The sequence below is a fragment of the Psychrobacter pulmonis genome (assembly GCF_904846465.1).
Taxonomy (GTDB): Bacteria; Pseudomonadota; Gammaproteobacteria; order Pseudomonadales; family Moraxellaceae; genus Psychrobacter; species Psychrobacter faecalis.
This window is the reverse complement of record NZ_CAJHAT010000002.1, coordinates 341191-364063: the sequence shown is the minus strand read 5'-3', so window position 1 is coordinate 364063 and position 22873 is coordinate 341191. Positions and strand designations below refer to the sequence as shown.

Annotated in this window: 17 protein-coding genes; 10 read left to right on the top strand and 7 right to left on the bottom strand. The window is 45.6% G+C overall.

The features are described 5' to 3' along the window. Positions 1 to 164: 164 nt before the first annotated feature. Both lysA and lptM read right to left on the bottom strand, forming a co-directional pair. The gene (gene lysA / locus JMX70_RS05290) at positions 165 to 1499 is read right to left on the bottom strand and encodes a diaminopimelate decarboxylase (protein ID WP_201590201.1); all 1335 of its coding nucleotides are present in this window, start codon (positions 1497 to 1499) and stop codon (positions 165 to 167) included. 123 nt (positions 1500 to 1622) lie between these two features. Further along, the gene (gene lptM / locus JMX70_RS05285) at positions 1623 to 1934 is read right to left on the bottom strand and encodes an LPS translocon maturation chaperone LptM (protein ID WP_200662491.1); all 312 of its coding nucleotides are present in this window, start codon (positions 1932 to 1934) and stop codon (positions 1623 to 1625) included. A 693-nt stretch (positions 1935 to 2627) separates the two neighbouring features. Here lptM and JMX70_RS05280 point away from each other — a divergent pair. The 8 genes from JMX70_RS05280 to JMX70_RS05245 all read left to right on the top strand — a co-directional run bounded on the left by JMX70_RS05280 (position 2628) and on the right by JMX70_RS05245 (position 10280). Next, positions 2628 to 3857 (top strand): acetate/propionate family kinase, encoded by a 1230-nt coding sequence (locus JMX70_RS05280; protein ID WP_144297849.1) that lies wholly within the window; start codon positions 2628 to 2630, stop codon positions 3855 to 3857. Between the two features lie 110 nt (positions 3858 to 3967). Beyond that, entirely contained in the window at positions 3968 to 6124 is a 2157-nt protein-coding gene (gene pta, locus JMX70_RS05275) for a phosphate acetyltransferase (protein ID WP_201590199.1), read from the top strand. Between the two features lie 201 nt (positions 6125 to 6325). Then, positions 6326 to 7219 carry a nicotinate-nicotinamide nucleotide adenylyltransferase gene (locus tag JMX70_RS05270; RefSeq protein WP_201590196.1) on the top strand — a complete coding sequence of 298 codons (894 nt, stop codon included), beginning with the start codon at positions 6326 to 6328 and terminating at the stop codon, positions 7217 to 7219. 151 nt (positions 7220 to 7370) lie between these two features. Next, positions 7371 to 7784 carry a ribosome silencing factor gene (gene rsfS / locus JMX70_RS05265; protein ID WP_068406254.1) on the top strand — a complete coding sequence of 138 codons (414 nt, stop codon included), beginning with the start codon at positions 7371 to 7373 and terminating at the stop codon, positions 7782 to 7784. Positions 7785 to 7983: 199 nt separating this feature from the next. Continuing rightward, positions 7984 to 8757: an MOSC domain-containing protein gene (locus tag JMX70_RS05260; protein WP_201590193.1), complete on the top strand. Its 774-nt coding sequence runs from the start codon at positions 7984 to 7986 to the stop codon at positions 8755 to 8757. A 6-nt stretch (positions 8758 to 8763) separates the two neighbouring features. Beyond that, positions 8764 to 9642, top strand: coding sequence for an N-acetylmuramoyl-L-alanine amidase (locus JMX70_RS05255; RefSeq protein WP_201590190.1), 879 nt, complete (start codon positions 8764 to 8766; stop codon positions 9640 to 9642). Positions 9643 to 9672: 30 nt separating this feature from the next. Further along, positions 9673 to 9876 (top strand): hypothetical protein, encoded by a 204-nt coding sequence (locus JMX70_RS05250; RefSeq protein WP_201590187.1) that lies wholly within the window; start codon positions 9673 to 9675, stop codon positions 9874 to 9876. An 8-nt stretch (positions 9877 to 9884) separates the two neighbouring features. Then, entirely contained in the window at positions 9885 to 10280 is a 396-nt protein-coding gene (locus JMX70_RS05245) for a hypothetical protein (RefSeq protein WP_144297857.1), read from the top strand. Between the two features lie 311 nt (positions 10281 to 10591). Here the strand turns inward: JMX70_RS05245 and purL are convergent, their stop codons facing one another. Then, complete coding sequence (purL, locus tag JMX70_RS05240) at positions 10592 to 14635, bottom strand: phosphoribosylformylglycinamidine synthase (protein ID WP_201590184.1); 4044 nt, start codon at positions 14633 to 14635, stop codon at positions 10592 to 10594. A gap of 419 nt (positions 14636 to 15054) precedes the next feature. Between purL and JMX70_RS05235 the strand changes: the two genes are divergently transcribed. Further along, positions 15055 to 15549 carry a pyridoxamine 5'-phosphate oxidase family protein gene (locus JMX70_RS05235; protein ID WP_201590182.1) on the top strand — a complete coding sequence of 165 codons (495 nt, stop codon included), beginning with the start codon at positions 15055 to 15057 and terminating at the stop codon, positions 15547 to 15549. 157 nt (positions 15550 to 15706) lie between these two features. Here JMX70_RS05235 and JMX70_RS05230 read toward each other — a convergent pair whose 3' ends face one another. The 4 genes from JMX70_RS05230 to acs all read right to left on the bottom strand — a co-directional run bounded on the left by JMX70_RS05230 (position 15707) and on the right by acs (position 21144). Further along, positions 15707 to 16423: a hypothetical protein gene (locus tag JMX70_RS05230; RefSeq protein WP_201590181.1), complete on the bottom strand. Its 717-nt coding sequence runs from the start codon at positions 16421 to 16423 to the stop codon at positions 15707 to 15709. 197 nt (positions 16424 to 16620) lie between these two features. Continuing rightward, positions 16621 to 17307 (bottom strand): CDP-diacylglycerol--glycerol-3-phosphate 3-phosphatidyltransferase, encoded by a 687-nt coding sequence (gene pgsA, locus JMX70_RS05225; RefSeq protein ID WP_068404644.1) that lies wholly within the window; start codon positions 17305 to 17307, stop codon positions 16621 to 16623. A gap of 524 nt (positions 17308 to 17831) precedes the next feature. Further along, complete coding sequence (locus JMX70_RS05220; protein WP_201590180.1) at positions 17832 to 19022, bottom strand: NAD(P)/FAD-dependent oxidoreductase; 1191 nt, start codon at positions 19020 to 19022, stop codon at positions 17832 to 17834. A gap of 160 nt (positions 19023 to 19182) precedes the next feature. Continuing rightward, a complete protein-coding gene (acs, locus tag JMX70_RS05215) occupies positions 19183 to 21144 on the bottom strand; it encodes an acetate--CoA ligase (protein ID WP_201590179.1) in 1962 nt (653 codons plus the stop codon). Between the two features lie 400 nt (positions 21145 to 21544). Here acs and JMX70_RS05210 point away from each other — a divergent pair, with 400 nt between their 5' ends. After that, positions 21545 to 22846 carry a BaiN/RdsA family NAD(P)/FAD-dependent oxidoreductase gene (locus JMX70_RS05210; RefSeq protein ID WP_201590178.1) on the top strand — a complete coding sequence of 434 codons (1302 nt, stop codon included), beginning with the start codon at positions 21545 to 21547 and terminating at the stop codon, positions 22844 to 22846. The last annotated feature ends 27 nt before the right edge of the window (positions 22847 to 22873 follow it).

The window sequence follows — 22873 nt, the reverse complement described above, 5'->3', positions numbered from 1 at the left end:
ATCATAATTATCACCGCTATCAAACGCTAAGTTAAAGCTCTATCACCGAACAAATATTTCTTATCCAAACCTTCATTAAAGCAGGCAATAAAAAACCCATTGTCGTTACCACAATGGGTTTTTTTTAATTAAAAAACTTGTAAGCACTAAATTGGTTAAAAGAGTTATTTATCCTGCCACAACACTTCATTAGCATATAAAGATTCAAGCGTTTCGCGTTTGCGAATCAGTTGATGCTTATCATCGGCTACCATCACTTCGCTAGCACGACCGCGTGAATTGTAATTGCTACTCATGGTAAAGCCATAGGCGCCAGCCCCAGTAATGGCTAAAATATCACCTGTTGCTAATGACAATAAGCGGTCTTTTGCTAAAAAGTCACCGGTTTCACAAATCGCGCCAACGATATCCCACGGCTGTGTGCCATCGCTATCAATGCCTTCTTTAGGTAAAACACTTGGAATCACCGCCATTTCTGCTTGATATAACGCTGGACGTATCAAGTCATTCATTGCCGCATCGACAATGGCAAAATTCTTGTGCTCGGTTGGTTTTAACACATCAACCTTAGTTAAGAGCACACCGGCGTTGGCCACGATACTACGACCCGGCTCGAAGAATACCGTTAAACCAAGCTCGCTTAGTTTGGGTAGTAACGCTTGCGCAAACTCCTCGATAGACACTGGCGTTTCATCGATATAACGCACGCCAAGCCCGCCGCCCAAATCGATATGACGCAGCTTAATGCCTTTAGCTCGCAAGCTATATATCAGCTCAATCACTTTGTCAAGCGCTGCAACAAATGGCGCAACCTCTGTCAACTGCGAGCCGATATGACAGTCGATACCGACGATATCAATATGCGACAACTGTGCCGCTTGTTCATAAACCGCAACGGCATTTTCATGGCTGATGCCAAATTTATTATCTTTTAAACCGGTTGAAATATACGGATGGGTTTTGGCATCGACGTCTGGATTGACCCGCAATGAAATCGGCGCTGTTTTATCAAGCGCTTTTGCCACTTCGTTAATCAGCGCCAATTCACTAATCGACTCAACGTTAAAGCAGCCAATACCTTGGTTAAGGGCATATTCGATTTCGCTATAGGTTTTGCCAACACCTGAAAATACCACGCGCTCAGCTTTCCCGCCCGCTGCCAATACGCGCATCAACTCACCGCGTGAGACAATATCAAATCCTGCCCCTGCTTGCGCCAAGATGCCAAGTACGGCAAGGTTAGAGTTTGCTTTCACCGCATAGCAAATTTGATGCTTTAGGTTAGCAAAGCTTGTGGTATAAGCCTGATAAACGTCTAAAATTGCTTGTTTTGAATAGACATAACACGGCGTACCATAGTGCTTGACCACCTCATCAATACTTACCTGCTCCATGTATAACGCGCCATCGCGATAATCGAGCGCGGGCAAATGGGCGGTTAAGGCTTCAGGATGCACATACAATCCTTGCTCAGTTTTGGTCGTGACTGACTGACTCATAAAGTTGTCTCTAATATAATCAATGTATTAAGGGATTAACGGATTAATGGGTTTAGCAGCTTGAATAGGCTAAGAATCGTTTGAATATTTGGCTTTTAATAAACCAATACTAATAGACAAGCATTAATAATCGTTAGGATCCGTACTTGGCGCCGGCAACTGAAAATCTTCGGCGTTTTGCGCGTTATTTGCATTGTCATTAAGCTTAGTAAAGGCGGCATCTTGCGGATGACTGGTGCTCTCAAGCACAGCCGTATTATCTTTTACCGTTTGGCTACTTGGTTCTGCTAAATACAAATCGCCTTTTTGCCCACAACCTGCCAAGGCAGTTGCCCCGATGACCAGCGTCGCTATGGTTACCTGATAAACAGCAGGTTTGACGTCAACGCTTAAATTAGCGCTGTTAAAATTTGAGGTACGGCGTATAGTAAACATAGAATGGCTAACCTTTCATCTTGCAATGGTTTGCAGGCGATAACAATCACTATCAGCGAAAATAAGGCTGCAGTAGAAAAATAGGACAATTTTTTAATCATAGCATTATTCGATAAAGTTGTGCGCCCCCTGCTGCTGATTGGCGCATAAATTTATAAGAATTAACGACTAACGCTAGGCAAAATGGGATTTTATAAACGCTATCAATAGCTACAGACAGAGAACCACAGACAAACTTACTTACAATTTTATAAAAACAGCTTTTATCCTATTATCTCTGGCAGCGGTTGATGGTATTCGGTGTACACTTGTATAAAACGGCATAATTAAAGCCTTATAGTTATCGTGGTATAAACCTCAAAATATGGTACATTATAGTGAACCCTTGCAGCGGCAATGAAGCGCTAATATGGGTTTTAATAGCCATTAACTGCTGCGAGAATTTTGGGCAATTATGCGCTTTTAAGGTATTTTAAAAACACTGCAAGCCTGAAATGCGAAAAACAATATTAAGAAAAATATTAAAAACAATGCGAAAAGTAAGACTAAAAGCAATGATAAAAATCAGCGATAGGATTGTTGCGTATGGCAGCTGTCTGGCTTACGGCGACAAGAATATGGCTGGTTTTTTTATGTAATCGGTGACTATCGATGTCGAATCACCACCCAAAAAATAACTTCTAAGGATAGAGTATGAGCGCTGGCGTAACCACCAATTTTAATGATAAAGACTCTGAAACATCGAATCTAACCAACCCCACTTTAGTACTAAATTGCGGCTCCTCTTCAATCAAGTACGCGCTGATCAGCGAAGACAATGCTACGCGTATCACAGGTCTGGCAGAAAACTTAGGCCTCGACACTGCTCGTATCAAACACACCACGCTAAATGGCGAAAAGCTAGAAATCGCCATCGCTGGCGGTCGTCATGAACTGGCCTTGAAAAAAATTCTTGAGTTACTTGAGCAATATCACTTTATTGCTGTCGGCCACCGCGTGGTGCATGGCGGCCGCGAGTATTCAGAAGCGGTGCGTGTCGATCAGCATGTGTTAGAAGAAGTCAAACGCTTAAAAGTATTAGCACCGCTCCATAACCCTGCCAATGCGCTCGGTATCGAAGCAGTACAAGCAATTTATCCCGAGATTCCGCAAGTGGTGGTATTTGATACCGCCTTCCACCAAACCATGCCACCTGTTGCCTTTCGTTATCCACTGCCAAAAGTCCTTTATGATGAATATAAAATCCGTCGTTACGGCTTTCATGGTACCTCGCACGCTTATGTATCAGAACGCGCTAGCGAAATCACCAGTGCTAAAGCGCCACATGGTTGGTTGACCGCGCATCTAGGTAATGGCTGCTCGGCAACGGCTGTCTACAATGGTGAAAGTCTCGATACCAGTATGGGTTTGACGCCGCTTGAAGGGCTGATGATGGGCACGCGCAGCGGCGATGTTGACCCAAGCTTGCATATTCACCTCAAGCGCCAACTAGGCATGAGCTTAGAAGAAACCGATAAGATGCTCAATAACGAAAGTGGGCTGCTGGGTATTTCAGGCTTATCCAATGATTTACGTACTATCGAGCAAGCAGCAAATGAAGGTCATCAAGATGCTAAGCTTGCGATTGAGATGTTCTGCTACCGCGTCGCTAAGTACCTTGCCAGCTTAAGCTGTGCGCTACCTGACTTTACCGGCATTGTCTTTACCGGCGGGATTGGGGAAAACTCAGTGACCACACGGACGCGTATTTTAGAGATGATGCCGCATTTTGGTATCAAGGTAGATAGCACTAAAAACGCCAGCTTGGTCGGTGGCAAAGAAGGCAGTTTCCATGCCGACGATAGCAGCATTGAGCTGTGGGTGGTCCCAACCGATGAAGAATGCCGCATTGCCCAAGAAACGCGCGAAGCCTTAGGTTTGTAAGCATCAGATTGCTAAACAAACCATTACTTGTGCCATAAGAAAACAGGGAGCGTTTGTATGGCACAAGGATAAAACGCGCTTAAAAAATAAAATAAATAGTAGGATACATTATGCAAACTTTTTTACTTGTGCCCATCAGTCGCGGTATCGGTGTGACGTCAGCGGCGTTAGGCTTGATTCGCGCCTTTGACTATAACGGTATCAAAGCTGGCTTTATGAAGCCGTTTTTACAAGACGATACCTTAGATAAGCAAAACAGTTTAGACAGCTCAAGCGCGCTGGCAATGCACGCTTTTGGTCTTAATCCACCCAAATCTATCAGCCGTCAGCGCCTTGAGCGTATGCTTGGCGACGACAATCTTGATGATTTGATGGAAGAAGTAGTCGTCAATTATCATACCTTAGGCGACGACTACGATGTGGTGATTTGTGAAGGCTTAGTATCGACGACTGAGACCTCTTATGCGTCGCAAATCAACCGCGCCATTGCCCATGCCTTAGATGCTAAAATCATTTTTGTCAGCACCGCCGATACCAGTAAACCTGCCTATCTGGCTGACAAGCTTGACGTCCACGCTCGTGAATTTGGCGGTATCGCCAGTGAGCGCACGCTTGGTTGTATCTTAATGCGGATGCACGATTTACCAAACGCCCAAAGCACCCTCGAAAATCAGATGGTCGCCCCAGGCGAAGCCATCGTCAATTTAGACGAGGGCTTTATGCAAGAAGTGCAGCGCCTGTCACCGCACTTTAATACCGAAGAGTTTCGCTTAATCGGCGTGGTGCCCTTTAGTGATTCGCTCTCTGTACCGCGTACGTGGGATATCGCCGCTGAGCTCGACGCCACTTGGTTAAACGTCGGTGAGGCAAAATCGCGCCGTATCAACCGCATCAGTTTGACCGCGCGCTCGGTCGCTCGCGTTGATGAAGTCTTTAAACGTGGTACGCTTATCGTTGTGCCGGGTGACCGCGACGACTTACTGTTGGCCGCGGGACTTGCTTGTATCAACGGCATCCCTTTAGCAGGACTGGTATTAACGGGCGGTGTGGTACCAAGCGCAACCGTCGCTGAGCTTTGGCAATCGGCGCTCAAAACCGGCATCCCTATCATGAGTGTCGAAAGCGACAGTTATGAGACCGTACAAAGCCTGATGCATTTGAGCTCTGAGATTCCAAGCGATGATACCGAGCGCGCCGAAGAAGTGGCACGTTATGTCGCCGCGCATTTAGACCTCAACTGGATTAAAGAGTACTTTAGCCAAGAGTATGAGATGCGCCTGTCTCCTTCGGCATTTCGTCATCAAGTGGTCAAAAAAGCGCAAAATGCCAAAAAACGTATCGTGCTCCCAGAAGGCTCAGAGCCACGTACGGTCGAAGCGGCGTGCATTTGCCAAAGTCGCGGTATCGCCAACTGCGTGTTGATTGCCAAGCGTAGTGAGGTCGAGCAAGTAGCGAAAAATCGCGATTTGGTGTTGCCTGAGGGCCTTGAGATTATCGACCCTGATACCCTTGATATGGATAAATATATCAATGCCGTGGTCGAGCGCCGTAAGGGTAAAACCAACGCCGAAGTCGCTGCTGAATACCTCAAAGACACGGTTTATTTAGGTACGACCATGCTCGAAATGGACGAGGTTGACGGTTTGGTTTCTGGGGCGATACACACAACCGCGAATACCGTGCGCCCTGCGTTTCAGCTGATTAAAACCGCGCCGCAGTATTCGCTGGTATCGTCAGTATTCTTTATGCTGCTACCTGAGCAAGTGGTGGTCTATGGTGACTGTGCCATTAATCCTGACCCGAACGCCGAAGAGCTCGCTGAAATCGCCATTCAATCGGCGCAGTCTGCCGCCGCCTTTGGTATCAATCCAAAAGTGGCGATGATTAGCTACTCAACGGGTTCATCTGGTACGGGCGCTGATGTTGAAAAGGTCATTCGTGCAACCGAAATCGTCCGTCAGCGTGCGCCGCACCTCGCCGTCGATGGCCCATTGCAATATGATGCCGCTTCGGTCATGAGCGTCGGTAAACAAAAAGCCCCTGACTCACCGGTTGCCGGACAAGCAAACGTCTTTATCTTCCCTGACCTAAATACCGGTAACACCACCTATAAAGCGGTACAACGTAGCGCCAATGTGGTCAGTGTCGGACCGATGTTGCAAGGCTTGAATAAGCCCGTTAATGACTTATCGCGTGGTGCGTTGGTCGATGATATTATTTATACCATCGCCCTGACCGCCATCCAAGCACATAGCGACGAGATTTAATAGCGGTACCGTTTATAATTTACAGTCATCTTTAATCGCTATACATTTAACCGACTATCATCATGATGGTCGGTTTTTTATGGACTATTCTTGTTAAATCTTTAGGGCTTTAAAACATACGACCTTACTGAGCGCTCTCCAATAATGCTATAGTTCACTTAACGACACTGTCCATTCATAGCGCTTTTTGCTCATTTATTTATGCCTTATTCTAAAGACTATCACCTAACGAAAAACGCCAAACCCGCCATTCGTGCCTATTTGGGCGGCTCATTTGATCCTGTGCATAATGGTCATCTACAAATGGCGCTGTATGTTTATCAAAGTTTATTACCAATAGCAAAGCAACAACAGCGTGAGCTACAGGTGTCATTATTGCCCAATGCGCGGTCGCCTTTTAAAGCAGACAGCACCGACCCTAAGCACCGTCTGGCCATGCTAAAGCTGGCTATAAAAAATACCCCGCTACAAATCAATGAGCTTGAGCTGTGGCAAACGCCGCCGGTCTATACCATTGATAGTGTAAAAACCTTACGCGCGCGCTACCCGCACGATGACCTGATATTTATCATGGGCATGGACAGCGCGCAGAGTTTGGATAAATGGAAAGACGGTTTGACGCTGACCGATCATGTCAATTTATGGGTATTTAATCGGCTTAGCATTGCTGAAAATGACCCTATTATTAATAATAATGATGAAAATACTATTGCACAAGAAAAGCTTATTAATCAAGACTTAGTAACGTCAAACCTTACTGCACTGCAATCTCAGCTTCCCATAGCATTGCAACACTTCATCACTGACTCGGCTACTGACCTTGTCGCGCCAGCTTTAAAATCTTTAACAGCCAGCAGTAACTTGAAAAATGCCGCTCAAGGACGCATTTATATAGACCCGCGCCCTGTGGCAGCGATATCAAGCACCCAAGTACGTCAACAGCTGCGCAAGCAAGGTTCGCAAAACGCAACTTTACAGCCAATAAATGCTATCATTAACCCGACTGTACCCAATTCGTTCGCTAAATGGCTAAATCCTGCCGTTTATCAATATATTATCGACCATCAGCTATATTCTGCTGCTCAATTCCGTTAAAATCGCCTTATACGTTTAACTTTACCTATTTTATCCATGTTGCCGCAAAAACACCTGCCTATTTACCTATTTTTCAAGGGCTCGTGAGCACAAGCAATGTGATGATTTACTATTTTATTTTTAATATTTATGATTGAAGAGAAGACCATTTATGACCAATACCATGACTGAAGAACGCTTAAAAGAATGCTTAGCGGTAGTCGAAAACACGCTTGACGATATGAAAGCAAAAAATATCACTGTTTTAAACGTAGAAAATCTAACGGACGTGATGGAGCGCATCGTCATCGCTGACGGTACTTCAAAACGCCACGTCCGTGCGATGGCAGACAGCGTCGGCGCTGAAGTTAAGCAAGCGGGCTTTATGCCACTTGGCCGTGAAGGCGGTACCGATTCTGACTGGACGCTGATTGATTTGGGCTCTGTTGTCGTGCATATGATGACGCCAGCTGCGCGTGAGTTCTATGACTTAGAAGGCCTATGGTCGTCACCTGATCAATTGGCTGAGCTGGTCGCTGTACCGCGTGAGAAGAAAACCGCAGGTCGCCGTAATAAAAATAAATAATCTTGTTTGTTAACAGCACTGTTTAAAAAAAGACCAGAGTCAACTCTGGTCTTTTTTTGTTTAAAATTTGGTACAGATAAAGGTTAAATCGCTAAAGCCATATAATCACATGCCCGATTAGGCTAAGATAATAGCCATCTTTAACATCTCTAATGAATTAACCACTCGCCTAATAAATCCCTATCGATTAGGATATTCCATGAGCATAGAGCATATAACATCTTCTAGCCAAAAAAATAGTGCTGATTTCAATCAAACCCTGCCGCTACATATCGCCAATTTAACCTGCGTGCGCGCGGGTAAAGCCATGCCGTTTGCCCGTGAGCAGATGAGCGCCATTGATAAAGCGCCGATCGAAGCGCCTGTCGCGGTCAACTTTATGGGATTAACTACCGATGAACAAGCCGACCGGCGTCATCATGGCGGCCCCTTAAAAGCGGTGCATCAATTAGCAACGGCAACTTACGATAAGATTAACGCTGAGTTTGGCTTAAAGGTACGCGTTGGCACGCTTGGTGAAAACCTAACGACTGAAGCGGTAAACGGTCTGCCTGCAATGGATGAGTCGACGGTGTGTATTGGGGATATTTTTCAATACGGTGGGCAATATGGCAATACTGATAATAACAACAGCGTCCAACTTCGCATCGTGCAACCTCGCCGCCCCTGCTACAAAATCAATGACCAAATCGGACAGTTTAAACTGAACAAAGTGCCAAATATCGCCTCTTGGGTGACCAAACAAGGTATCGCTGGCTGGTATTTTCAGGTTGTACGTGATGGTATGATTCACGCTGATTTGCCGGTTTATCTCATCGAACGCCCCTATCCTTTTGCGACGCTAGAAAAGCTATGGCAACTGGCCAATTCAAAAGAGAAATTTGATGCTGAGGTTATCGAGCCGTGGCTGGCGATTGAATGTTTAGAAGAAAGCTGGAAAAAGGTTTTAGCAAAGAAAATTAGGAAGGGTTAGCATTTCATGGCAAAAAATATCTTTTTAGCATGTGCCTTAACGCTGCCTTTAATTGGCTGCGTGACCACTCATAACGCCCAAATAGCGACCAGCGAGCCTTTCGTCATCGATAGCGAAACCTATCAAGCCACGGGCAAAAGCAAGCGTATCAAAACCATTATTTTGCATTATACGGTGAGTAATAATGCCCGCGCTATTAGGCTTTTGACTACTGGTGACGTCAGCGCTCACTATCTGATTTTGGATAATAACGATAATAAAATTTATAACTTAGTGCCCGAGGGCGAACGCGCGTGGCATGCTGGCACGGGCGGTTTTGCTGGTAGAACGATACTCAACGATACCTCTATCGGTATCGAGATTGTCAACCCAGGCATCAAACCTGAATATCGAGACGCCTTAAAAAGCGGTGCGCTCGACTATCATCCTTATGAGCACTATGTCGAATTTAATGAGGTTCAGATTCAAAAAGTAGCGCAGCTGGTACAAGACTTGGCGAAAAGATATAATATCTCAGCAAAGAATATCATCGGTCATGCGGATATGGCACCGTCGCGTAAAATCGATCCTGGTGCTAAATTCCCTTGGGAGCGACTGCATAAGGAGTACGGCATTGGGGCTTGGTATGATGAGTTTGATAAGCAATTCTTTATGAATCAAGACGCGTTTGCCGCGGCAACGATACCTGAGATTAAGCAAGCGTTTCGCGATTATGGTTATCAAATCAATGACACAGACGCGTGGGATAAAGCCAGTCGCGATGTCGTGTATGCCTTTCAATTGCATTTCCGTCCGCAGCAGCCAACGGGCGAGCTGGATTTAGAAACGTATGCGATACTACGTGCACTCAATAAGAAGTATGCTGGTCGTGATGACTTTTATTAATGGATAAAAAAATAGTAGGAGACATAAGCCATGAGCAACTCACAATACAACGAGAAAAATGAGCAAGACGAGCTACAGAAATATCTGGAAGAAAAAGCAAGGCAGGAGCAAGAACAGGAAATAAAAAAAGAACAAGAACATGAGCAGCTGTCGGCTTATGAGGCTTGTGTGTTAAGAGAAAGCGCAAAGATTCATGAGTTGATTGATGAGGCGCAGAAAGGGAAAGCTGATTAGGAAAAAATATGGATAAAGAAATCATCTTTTATGATCTTCGTATGCTAGCGAAAGCAGAAAATGGAGCTTACACTTTAAGTATTTCTGTTGAAAGTGGTTTCGCAGAATATAACGTGATCATAGATATAAATGCTCAAGACTTCAAAATAATCGAGAACGATAAATATAGAGTGGCATTGCTTCAAGCTGCGCTACATAGACCCTTTCAACTTCAAGAAACTACATTAGACAAGAGTGAACAACGATATTACTTAGATAAGATACTTCATGCGAATGAATCTGAGGTCAATACTTTTCTTACAAAGCTAGACCATGGACAAGCTAACGGTGCAATATCTAACATGGTGCGTAAATCAAGTGACAGAGATATAGAAAATCTTCGTAATGGCGACTGGTTTTATTGAAAAGCTCGTAGTGTGCACCTAGCGCACCGATTAAAATTAAAGTTCAGACTAATTTATCATAAAATGGTCATTCAGAGGCGCGTTTTAGCCCCGACTGTAGCGGTATCCTGCTGGGTTGGGCAAGTTGCGGTGGCTAGAGTTTGAGGTGGTGCCGAGGCAACAGCAACATCTCAACTCGTGTCACCGCCTCGCCCATACTGGCAGATACAAGCGGAAGGCGGGATTAGCTCCCACATAAAACCAAATTCCAAACACAAAAAAGGTGAGCCTAAGCCCACCTTTTTTTATGTTTAAAATTAACTCAAACTATCTTAACGCAACCAAGCACGGGCGTTACGGAACATACGCATCCACGCGCCGTCCTCATCCCATGCTTCTGGTTTCCAGCTGTGATTATAGGCACGTAGCGTACGCTCAGGGTGCGGCATCATGATGGTGACGCGACCGTCGGTACTACACAGACCAGTGACACCGCCGACCGAACCGTTTGGATTGAGCGGATAGGTCTCGGTTGGATGACCTTGGCTATCGACGAAGCGCATGGCAAGCTGACCGTGTTTTGCCATACCGTCGATTTCGGTAGTGTTCAGCGTGGCATAGCCTTCACCGTGGGCAACAGCGATTGGTAAAATACTGTCTTGCATACCTTTGAACAGGATAGACTTAGTGCGCTCGACTTTGACGTTAACGGTACGCGCTTCAAAGCGGGCTGATTTATTAGCAATAAATCTTGGAAAGTTTTCAGCACCTGGGATTAAATCTTTTAACTGAGCCATCATCTGACAACCATTACAGACACCTAAGCTAAAGGTATCAGGACGGGCAAAGAAGCGCACAAACTGCATGCGCAATTCATCATGGAACAAGATAGAATTTGCCCAGCCCGAGCCTGCGCCGAGTACGTCACCATAGCTAAAGCCACCACAAGCGACTAAACCGTCGAAGTCGCGTAGATTGATACGACCTTCAAGCAAGTCACTCATATGCACGTCGACCGCTTCAAAACCTGCTTGGGTAAAGCCTGCTGCCATTTCGGTCTGACCGTTGACGCCTTGCTCACGCAGGATAGCGACTCTTGGCTTGCTTTCACGGCTAGCTAAATATGGCTCTTCCACTTTTTGATTGAGGTCAAAGTTTGGTGCAGCGATAAGACCTTGATGGCTAGCATCGCTAATCAAGTCATATTCTTGCTGTACGCACGCTGGGTTATCACGGCGTCGGGCAATTTGATAGCTGACCTGAGTCCACTCTTGTTGCAGCTCAGAACGGCTAAAGCGTAAAGTATCATCGCCCATATGTAGCGGCGTTTGAATGATAAGGCTGTCTTCCTCACAGCTTTGACCGACGAGGCTCAGCATATCGCTGACGTTAAATTCTTCTGCCAATTGCATGAGAGCGGCGACGTTTTCTGGTAAGACTTGAATGACCGCGCCCAGCTCTTCACTGAATAATTGACCGAGTAAATTTTTATCGTCCAATGACAGCTTGATACCTTGGCGACTGGTGAATTGCATCTCTGCAATCGTCGCCAGCAAACCACCATCACCTATATCGTGATAAGCGCTAATAACGCCTTGCGCGTTACCCGCTTGGATAAAGTTAAAGAAATCGATTAAATCGCTTGGCTTTTCAAGGTCAGGACACTCATTGCCCAATTGGCTTGCCGTTTGCGCAAGGATTGAACCGCCAAGGCGCAGTTTACCTTTGGATAAATCAATACGGTAGAAGGCGCTATCACCATTGATTAGCTCAGGTGTTAAGGTTTTTGCCACATCAATAACAGGCGCAAAAGCCGTAATCACAAGACTCATTGGCGAAACCACTGATTTATCTGTGCTGCCGTCTTTATTGCTATCCGTCCAATTAGCACGCATCGATAGCGAGTCTTTACCAACAGGAATCACTATACCGAGTGCTGGGCATAGCTCTTCACCGATCGCATGTACGGCGTCAAACAATGCAGCGTCCTCATTGTCATCGCCGCAGGCTGCCATCCAGTTCGCTGACATAGTGATGTCTGATAACTGGTTAATTCGGGCACCGGCAATATTGGTAATCGCCTCACCGACTGCTAAGCGCGCAGAGGCTTTTGGATTAATCAGCGCAATAGGCGTTCGTTCACCAACGCTCATTGCCTCACCGCTCATTGGCTGACCATCTAGCGCTAATAAACCAGACGCGGTAACGGCGCAATCGGCAACCGGCACTTGATAACGACCGACATATTGATCACGGACTACCATACCCGTGATAGAGCGGTCACCGATGCTAATCAAGAAAGACTTACTGGCAACGGTTGGATGACGTAGCACATCTTTGATAGATTCAGCTAAATTAAAGTCATTGAGCTCAAGCGGTGGCAATTCTTTCTCTTGACGGCTAAAGCTACGCTGCATCTGCGGCGTTCCACCGAGCAGTACTTGCATCGGCATATCGACTGGCTGCTCATCGAGCATCTCATCATCAACGATAAGCTGACGAACTTCCGTCGCTACGCCTAAGATAGCATACGGACAGCGCTCACGGGCACAGATGGCATCAAACTGATCTTTACTCTCTGGGCGAATCGCTAACACATAACGCTCTTGCGCTTCGTTCGACCAGATAGCCATCGGTGACATTCCCGCTTCCAGCGACGGGATTTTACGCAGGTTTAAATGGGCGCCCATATCATGGTCATCGACCAGCTCAGGCATAGCGTTTGACAGACCGCCTGCGCCGACGTCATGAATAGAGACGATGGGGTTACCGTCTTTACTAGCATTGCTGGTATTACTGGCATCAGCGTCATTTCCCGACGCTTCATTTCCAGCTAAGGCCCAGCAGCGATCGATCACTTCCTGACAGCGACGCTCCATCTCGGCGTTATCGCGCTGAACCGATGCAAAGTCCAAGCCTTCATCTAGCTCGCCGCTATCGACAGACGATGCTGCGCCGCCGCCCAAACCGATTTGCATCGCAGGGCCGCCAAGAACGATCAAGAGATCACCTTGTTGAATGGCATTTTTTTCTATTAGGTTACGTTTGATGTTACCGTAACCACCTGCCAGCATGATGGGCTTATGATAGCCGCGCATTTGGCTGCCATCTTTTGCTGCTGAAGTGTCTAATTGGAAACTACGGAAATACCCGCATAGGTTTGGACGACCAAACTCGTTCGAGAAATTGGCTGAGCCAAGTGGTGCTTCGGTCATAATCTCAAGGCTGGTGGCCATACGATCGGGCGTTCCATAGTCCTTTGTGCTTACTTGACCCGACTGCTCCCATTTTTCCGCAAGCTCTGGAATATGCAGATGTGATACATGGAAACCCGTCAGACCGGCTTTTGGCTTACCGCCACGTCCCGTTGCGCCTTCATCACGAATCTCACCGCCCGCACCTGTCGCTGCACCCGCATAAGGCGCAATCGCCGTTGGATGGTTATGGGTTTCAACTTTCATTAAGATATCGATTTCTTCTTTATGAAAGCCATAAGGATGGGCAGAATTTACATCCGTGGCATCAGTCGGCACTGGGTAGTAACGCAGCCCCTTAGCACCAGCCATCACCGCGGCGTTGTCTTTATAAGCCGACAAGATACCTTGTGGATTGGCTTTATAAGTATTTTTAATCATCTGAAACAGGGATTTTGGCTGTACTTCGCCATCGACCGTCCACTGGGCATTAAAGATTTTATGACGGCAATGCTCTGAGTTGGCCTGTGCAAACATCATCAGCTCAACGTCAGTTGGATTACGCTTTAGCTCATTAACGTAGGCATTCATTAGATAGTCGATATCTTCGCTCGACAAGGCAAAACCAAATTCTTTATTGGCATTCTGTAGTGCTGATTGACCTTGACCGATGACGTCGATGCGATTAAGCGACGCTGGCTGTTCATCATCAAACAGCTTATTTACGTCATTTAAATCATAAACTAGGCTTTGGGTCATACGGTCAAATAATAATTGCTCAGCGGCTTTAGATAACTTGTTATTGGTCGCGCTCAATTCACCGTCTGCTTTTGCGTCAATCGTTAGGGTATAAACGATAACGCGCTCGACGCGTTTAATCTCAATTTCACAGTTATTAAAAATATCGGTCGCTTTACTGGCCCACGGCGAAATCGTCCCAAAACGCGGACCGACGATCACTTGTATTTGATTGTCTTCAGGGGCGGCAAGTTGAATATCGGCATGCACCCCAAACAAATCCAGTGCTTTTTTCTGCTCATTACCTACGAGGTCGCGCGATAGCACATAAACCTGCTGAGTATGAATCTGGCTGACATTTAGCTCGGTTTTTTGCTGAAACTGACTGATGAGTTGCTGCGTCTGAAAATCGGTAAGAAACGGTTGTCCGGCGATGGTCATCATAAAGGCATAATCCGTAAGATCAAGGCATCTCTGCCATGCAAAGTAAATGGTCTGCATATTATAACAAGAAGCCCTGTAATAAGCAGGTCAAAACCGATATAAAAAGCTTTTCAAAACAGAAATATTGCTCAGCTGGCGTCACAATTTTTACCTAATTATTGTAAACCTTACAAACACTCACATCGCATTACTGGCAACCTATATAAATAAGAGAGTAATAATCGCTATTCTAGTTGGCAGTTGTGATGAGTTAAGCGCCTCATAACAAGCTAATAAATATAAAGAGCTTTAAAGCTATATCTATAACCTGCTCATAAAAATTATTATAAACGGCGCTGGCTTGTCTAAACTGAATGCTTAATAAGCAACCATGATTTAAACAAAGAACCACTCACTATAATGATAAAAGGACAAACCCAATGAGTAACCAAGAGCATATCGCGAAAATTCAAGAAGTCATCAAAGACGTAAAATTTGCCATGATGAGTACTACCAATAAAAAAGGTGACATTCATGCTTGGCCGATGACCACCAATAAAGCGGATGTCGCTGCCAAAGAGATTTGGTTTATCGGTGACAAAACCTCAGACGTCGTCAAAGACATTCAAGATGATGCCCGAGTTGGTTTGACGTACGCTACCCAAGACGAGAAAAACTATGTTTCTATCAGTGGCAATGCTGAATTATCGACCGACAAAGACAAATTAGATGAGCTATGGTCACCTGTTTATAACGCCTTTTTTGCCGAAGGTAAAGAAGATGAAAATGTCCAATTGATTAAAGTCGTGCCACACGGTGCCGAGTGCTGGATTAGCGGTAGCTCAGTGGTCAATATGTTTAAGATGGCAGCGGCAGCAGTTCAAGAAGGTAAAACCGCTGAAGATATGGGTGAAACCTTTTCGGTAACTTTATAAATTAGTAACTTTATAAAGATGATATAAATTTATCAGTACAAAATACTGATAAATAGTATATAAACGAAAATGCCAGTGGCTGATGCGACTGGCGTTTTTTTATTGCCTAGCTTTAATATTACTTTAAAAACTGATTTTCATTAATGATTATTGATCATTATTTTGGCGGCTTGGCATAACCATTATCTGCTGGAAAAGCTTGTGGTTGTAATGGTCTAGGTTTAGAAGGATCGTAAAGCTCATAAATAACGGTACCAATCACTCCAGTATTAGTGATAGAGCCAGATTCGGTATTGGCAGCATAAGCGTCATCAGGTTTACTAAAAATAAAGCTTGCTACAGCATCTTGGCTCTTGCGAAACCCTTCAATGACCAAGTCATCATTTGGATTCAAAACATAACCGCTATCGTAGCGACTGGCAGTACTGCCATTTAACACGTTCAAACCATCGACACTAGCCACGATTTCATAAGTATTGGCGCTATTATTACGATAAACCAAACGATAAGCTTCACCAGACTGACCTTGCAAATAATAGTTACCAGCATCACGATATAAAGGCAAAGCACCCATATCCGTTGCCACTGAAAAATCAATTTTTCCCGCTACTAGAGAGCGGCTGTTTAGGGCGCGACCTTGATAGCTTTTATCGGCATAATTGACTTGCATCTGCTCGATGGGCTCTTCAGTTACTCGGCGCAAATCCACAGTGGTCACCTGCGAGTTGACGTCATCACCCCATTTGGTACCCAAGCGTTCCGATTCTGCAGTATCTTGAACGGATGGTGCCTGCATGTCTGTCCCTGAGGAACAGCCTGCTAGTAACGTTAGTAATAAAACAGCAGCGCCTGACTGTTTGATATGTAATGCCATGCCTATTTCCTTATTTGAATGACGTCTAGTAATGCTTTTATAAATTCTCTTATGTTTTGTTTACTAATTTGAGTATATCTTAACAGCATAATCAATCACAGTATAAATAATCAAAAACCAAAGCATAAAAAACGCCAGTCGCTTAATGCAACTGGCGTTTTTTATTCAGACTAAACTGACAGTTAAATCAAAAAGAGCTAACCGCTTTGTTTTAAATACGGCCAAGCCGCTCTTAAGTAAATCATCATCGACCATAAGGTCAAAATCACCGCCGCCACCATCAATATATAGCCTATCATTTCAAGCGATTGCCAATTTAACAATAACACAGTGATAGCGATCATCTGAAAAGTGGTTTTGAGTTTGCCGACATACGAGACAGCAACACTGGTGCGATTGCCAAGCTCCGCCATCCACTCACGTAGCGCCGAGACGGCAATTTCACGCGAGATAATCACAATCGCCGCAATCGCCATAATGATATTGGGATGCCATTGCACCAAAATAATCAGTGCGGCTGCGACCATGAGCTTATCAGCGACTGGGTCTAAGAAGCGCCCAAAAGCAGAGACCACGTTAAGCTTACGAGCAAAATAACCATCGAGCCAATCGGTCACCGCGGCGATAATAAACACACCGGTCAACAGCAAATGACGCAGCAAACTGTCGCTAAATTCGCTCATACCTACCCGCGCGATGACATTGTCCGAAATCGCTGGCATGCCAATTCCCATGGCGGGTGGCCAATAAGCAATCGCCACAAACAGCGGAATCATTAAAATACGCGCAATCGTAAGATTGTTGGGTAGGTTAAAGATACTTCTGTCGTTTGGCGTTGGTAGCGGTTTTTGTTCTGGCGTGTGCAGCGGTGTACTCTCGGTCATGACAAACCCAGTTTATAGTGAGCGATAAGAATGTGGCTAGCTTAGCATTTTTCCGCCATGTCGTCATGCTTCTGTGCAGGTCGGTTTTGGCTTTGCTCAATTGCGAGTGTTACTGAGCAAAAAATCCTTAGCAAAATGTTTGTTATGAATATTTTTAGCCAATAATCGGCGGATAATAAACCAAAACGTAATGACATGTAAGCAAGCTAGGTAAATCGGCCAATTTCAGTTATGATGACTGTGTAATAAATACAGTTGTACACTGGAAATTGTAAGCAGATGTGAGAATTTCTTGAAATCATAGATTTCGTCATCATCTTTATATTAACAATAATAAACCTTGATCAATTTACTTGTGGCTCGTTAATCAGTAGTAGCTCGGTCACATGATAAGTTTTCCTCAGCCCACGACACCTCCTTCGTGGGCTCTTTTTTGCCTATAAGTTAATGATTTATATAAATTCAAATTTATTATGATGTAATACGTCTAAGTTTAATTCCTTAAAGCCTTTATTATCTGTCAATTAAACCATCGCTGCCACCGTCTGCGCCGCCATTTGATAGCAGCTTTCGATATTACCTTGTCCGCACCAATCGCCACTAACAATCCATTGCCGCTCATCATCAACCAATACTCCTAACTGCTCTTTATGAGAAGCGGTTACGGTTGCAGCAAAACGCCAACGGTGACAATCAACTTGGCTTGGCGCGCTCTCTGTATTCCAGTTTAGTGCTTGCTTGGCGGCTGCTAGTAACTGCGCTTTTATGGTATTGATATCGTCATCGACGTGCTGCTCTGACCAGTCGTTGCGCGCATGAATGGTCATGCTGGGTAATAGCGCATGATGCTCAGGCTTATGATGTTCAATAAATATTCTATCAATGATAGAATTCTGTACATAAGCCACATCCCACGCCGTGTCCAAACAGCTTAGCGCCTCAGGTACTGGTTGGTTCTCATTCCAACCAAGCATTAAGCTATAGCACGCCTGCATTGTTGGCTCAGTGATTTTTGCGCATTCACTAAAACCGCTATCTGCCATCAGCTCGACGGCTTGACCATTTGGCGCCGTACAAATTACCCAATCAAAATGACCAAGACTGTTGCTATTTTCATCGAATAGCTCAGTTTTATTACTGGTTTTTTCACTGGTTTTGTCGTTAGTTTTATTATTGATGTTGCTATTTGGCGTTTGCTTATATTGAGATAATGGCGCGACGCGGGTGTTAAACTTAATGGTGCTATGCTGCAATTCTTCAGCCAATGCTCGTCCCCAACTGGTCATCTTTGGCGTGCTGATGTAACGCGCTTGCGTACTGCCCCATTGCTCTTTGAGATGAATATCAGCTGTGGGATTATTTTCAGCCATTGCCGTTAAGCTCACTACTTGCGCGCACCATGGCTGTAGCAAACCTGTCTGCAACCACGGCTCAATAAATTGTTGAAAGCTTGCGCTCTTGGCGGTAAAAAACTGCGCTCCAAACGCCCATTGCCAGTTTTTATCAGTAAGGCTATCGCTGCGGTAACGTGTTGCTAGACGCCCGACGCTGCGTGATTTCTCAAAAATAGTGATTTCTGGTATTAAGGATTTGTCATTCATTTGGCTAAAAGCGCGTTCTAATAAGGTGGCTGTAAATAGTCCCGTTAAGCCAGCACCGATAATGGCAATTTTTGGCGCTGATATCGGCGTAGGCTGCAAAGAAGAGTTCGGCATAATGACGGTAAACCTTGTAAATATGGAGAAATACAAAAGTCATTGAAACTTTAAAGCGCGCTAATAGCAATAACCTCTAGGTAAAAAAGCCATACTATTTACGATAGTATGGCTTTTAAAGAAGGGAAAAATTATTTTAATACATATCCAACTATACTCTTTACTCTCCGCGTTCCGCTTTGACCACGTCAATCAGCTCATTGATGACAGCGCTATCGGCAAGGGTCGATAAATCGCCCAATCCAACATACTGCCCTGCGGCAAGATTTCGCAGGATACGGCGCATGATTTTACCAGAGCGCGTTTTGGGTAAGACGTCCACCATATAAATAGCATCCAAGTTAGCAATCGGGCCAATTTCCGCGCGCACATGGCGATTGAGCTCAGATTTTAAAGCATCCGTTGCGGTTTCGCCCGATTTTAGAATAATAAAGGCACAAACCCCCATCCCGCGAATGTCATGCGGCATACCGACAATTGCCGCTTCAGCCGTTGCTGGGTGTGCAACCACCGCACTTTCAATCTCTGCCGTACCCAAGCGATGCCCGGCAACATTGAGCACATCATCCACGCGTCCGGTAATCCAGTAGTGACCGTCTTCGTCACGCTGCGCACCATCACCAGTAAAGTAATAGCCCGGATATTCTGTAAAATAGGTTTTTAAAAAGCGCTCGTGATCGTTATAAATGGTACGCATCTGCCCCGGCCAGCCGCCACTAATCGCAAGGTTACCTTCTGCCGCACCTTCTAAGACATGGCCATCAGCATCGACGACGACCGGCTCGATGCCATATAGCGGATTCATCGCCGCGCCTGGTTTCATATCGACAGTACCCGGTATTGGTGCCAACAAGATACCGCCGGTTTCCGTCTGCCACCACGTATCGACAATCGGACATTTACCGCCGCCAACGACATGATAGTACCAGTCCCACGCTTCTGGATTGATCGGCTCACCAACCGTCCCGAGCAAACGCAAACTTGAGCGATCCGACTCACGGACAAAGGTATCGCCCTCTTTCATCATCGCGCGGATGGCCGTCGGTGCCGTGTATAATATCGTGATTTGGTGTTTATCAATAATATGTCCAATACGCGCCCACGTCGGGTACTCTGGCACACCTTCGAACATGACCGTCGTCGTACCATTGGCGAGCGGCGCATAAGTGGCATAAGTGTGACCGGTCACCCAGCCGACATCGGCGGTACACCAGTAGACATCGTCTTCTTTGACATCGAACACATCGCGAAACGTAGAAAGCGCATAAGTGATATAACCGCCAGTGGTATGCAGCACGCCTTTTGGCTTACCGGTAGAGCCTGAGGTATATAATAAAAACAGCGGATCCTCGGCATTCATGACTTCAGGCTCGCAATGCTTCGATTCGCCATCGACCAAACTGTGATACCAAACATCGCGCCGACCGCTCATCGGCACAGAATTACCCGTACGATGGACGACCACGACATTGGTCACGCTATCGGTGCCATCCATGTCTAACGCACGGTCGACATTGGCTTTGAGCGGCGTGCGTTTATTACCGCGAATACCTTCGTCGGCGGTAATGACCAATTTTGATTGGCTGTCGATAATGCGATTGCCCAAACTCTCGGCAGAAAAACCGCCAAATACCACCGAATGTACCGCCCCGATGCGCGTACACGCCAGCATGGCAACCATCGCTTCTGGTATCATTGGCATATATAAAGTGACGCGATCGCCTTTTTTGACCCCAAGTTTGCGCATGGCATTCCCGAGACGACACACCGCTTCGTGCAGCTCTTTAAATGAGATGATTTTGTGTAGCGATGGATGGTCACCTTCCCAAATAATAGCAGGCTTATAAGGGTGATTTTTGACATGGCGATCAAGGCAGTTGACTGAAATATTAAGCTCACCGTCCTCATACCATTTGATATGAAAATCTTCTAAGTCATAACTGACATCGCTGATTTTGGTGGGTTTTTTTATCCAATCAATCAGCTCGGCACGCTTGGCCCAAAAGGCATCGTTCGCCTCAGGTGACGCGATAGATTGTTGGTATTCTTTTTTGTACTGCTCAGCGCTAGTATTGGCAGCGGCGACAAACTCAGCCGCGATAGGAAATGATTTTTGAGTCATCGTAGTCATCCTTTTTTAATTATTCTGACTTGTAGCGGCTGTCGTTGCGACTATCATTAAACGGCTTGCGTTAAATATGAACGGCAAACGGTGGCCTATACAAGTGATAAGAGTCATCTTCCATAATGTCTGACACTTAAGTTAGTTTGACAAATAAGCCGCGTCGTTGCAAGACGTCGAGCGCAAAACACAACAATTTCGCTGCACAGCTGTATACTTAATCATGGGTAGCGATTTTTATAAGTTGACTGAGCAAAATTATTTAATCCTTGTAACCTGCTATAAAACATGGACAATAGCTACCCTTTATGATTAAGACGCCGCATTCGGCTACTTTTTAGTTTTACGATTTTTTATTTCTATTTTTTTTAAAGCTTAGCGCTTTTTGGAACCTATCATCATGGAAAACCCGCGCAATGCAGCAGCACACAATCACTACGATGTCATCGTCATCGGCGCTGGGGCGTCGGGGTTATATTGTGCGCTGACTGCGGGTCGCCGTGGTCGCCGCGTATTGGTGCTCGACCATGCCAATAAAGCCGGTAAAAAAATCCTGATGTCAGGTGGCGGGCGCTGCAACTTTACCAATTACTTCGTCGAGCCCGAGCACTTTATCGGTAGTAATGCCCATTTTTGTAAATCCGCGCTCAGCCGTTATCCGAGCTGGGAATTCATTACTATGGTTGAGCAGCATAAAATTCCTTACCATGAGCGCGAGCACGGGCAGCTATTTTGTGATGATTCGGCGCAAGATATTTTAACCATGCTCCTTGATGAATGCGCTGCTGTGGGCGTGCAAGTCAAGCTCAATACCCACATCGAACAAGTAAAGACTGATGAGAATAATAAGAGATCTCGCTTTGAATTAATTACCAGTAAAATCCTGAGTAAAAAAGAAAAACAAGAGAGAAAAAATAACGGCAATCAAAGTAAGCTGCCGCAAATAAGCTATCGCTGCGAATCGCTCGTGGTAGCGACGGGCGGCTTATCGATTCCAACGCTAGGCGCGAGCGGTTTTGGTTACGAGCTTGCGCAGCAGTTTGGACATACGCTGGTAGCAACCGATGCCAGCCTTGTACCTTTTACCTTTACCGATAAAACCGGTGAGCTGATTCGCACGCTTGCCGGTATCAGTCTGCCGGTGATTGCCAGTAATGAGCGCATCTCCTTTAAGCTGCCGCTGCTCTTTACCCATCGCGGACTGTCTGGTCCGGCCATGCTGCAACTGTCCAACTATTGGCATCTTGGCGAAACCATCAGCATCAATTTGCTGCCTGATATAGATATGACGGCGCTTTTTCTTGCCCATAAAAAATCACATCCACGCCAGCTTATCCGGACGGTTTTGGCGGACAATACCGACAATGCTTTGCCGAAAAAACTGCTGGCAGCGCTACAAACGCATTTGTGGGATGATATCAAAGACACTGAGCTTGCCAATATTAAAGATGAGCGCTTGATAGAGCTTGGCGCAACGCTGAACGGCTGGCAGCTAAAACCGTCTGGCACTGAAGGCTATCGAACCGCTGAAGTCACACGCGGCGGCATCACAACCGATGAAGTCTCGTCAAAGACCATGCAAAGCAAATATCAAGACGGGCTATATTTCATCGGTGAAGTGCTTGACGTCACCGGTTGGCTTGGCGGCTACAACTTTCAATGGGCGTGGGCCAGTGGTTTTGCTTGCGGCGAAGTGGTTTGATGTTAAGTCATACATACTCTTTAATTT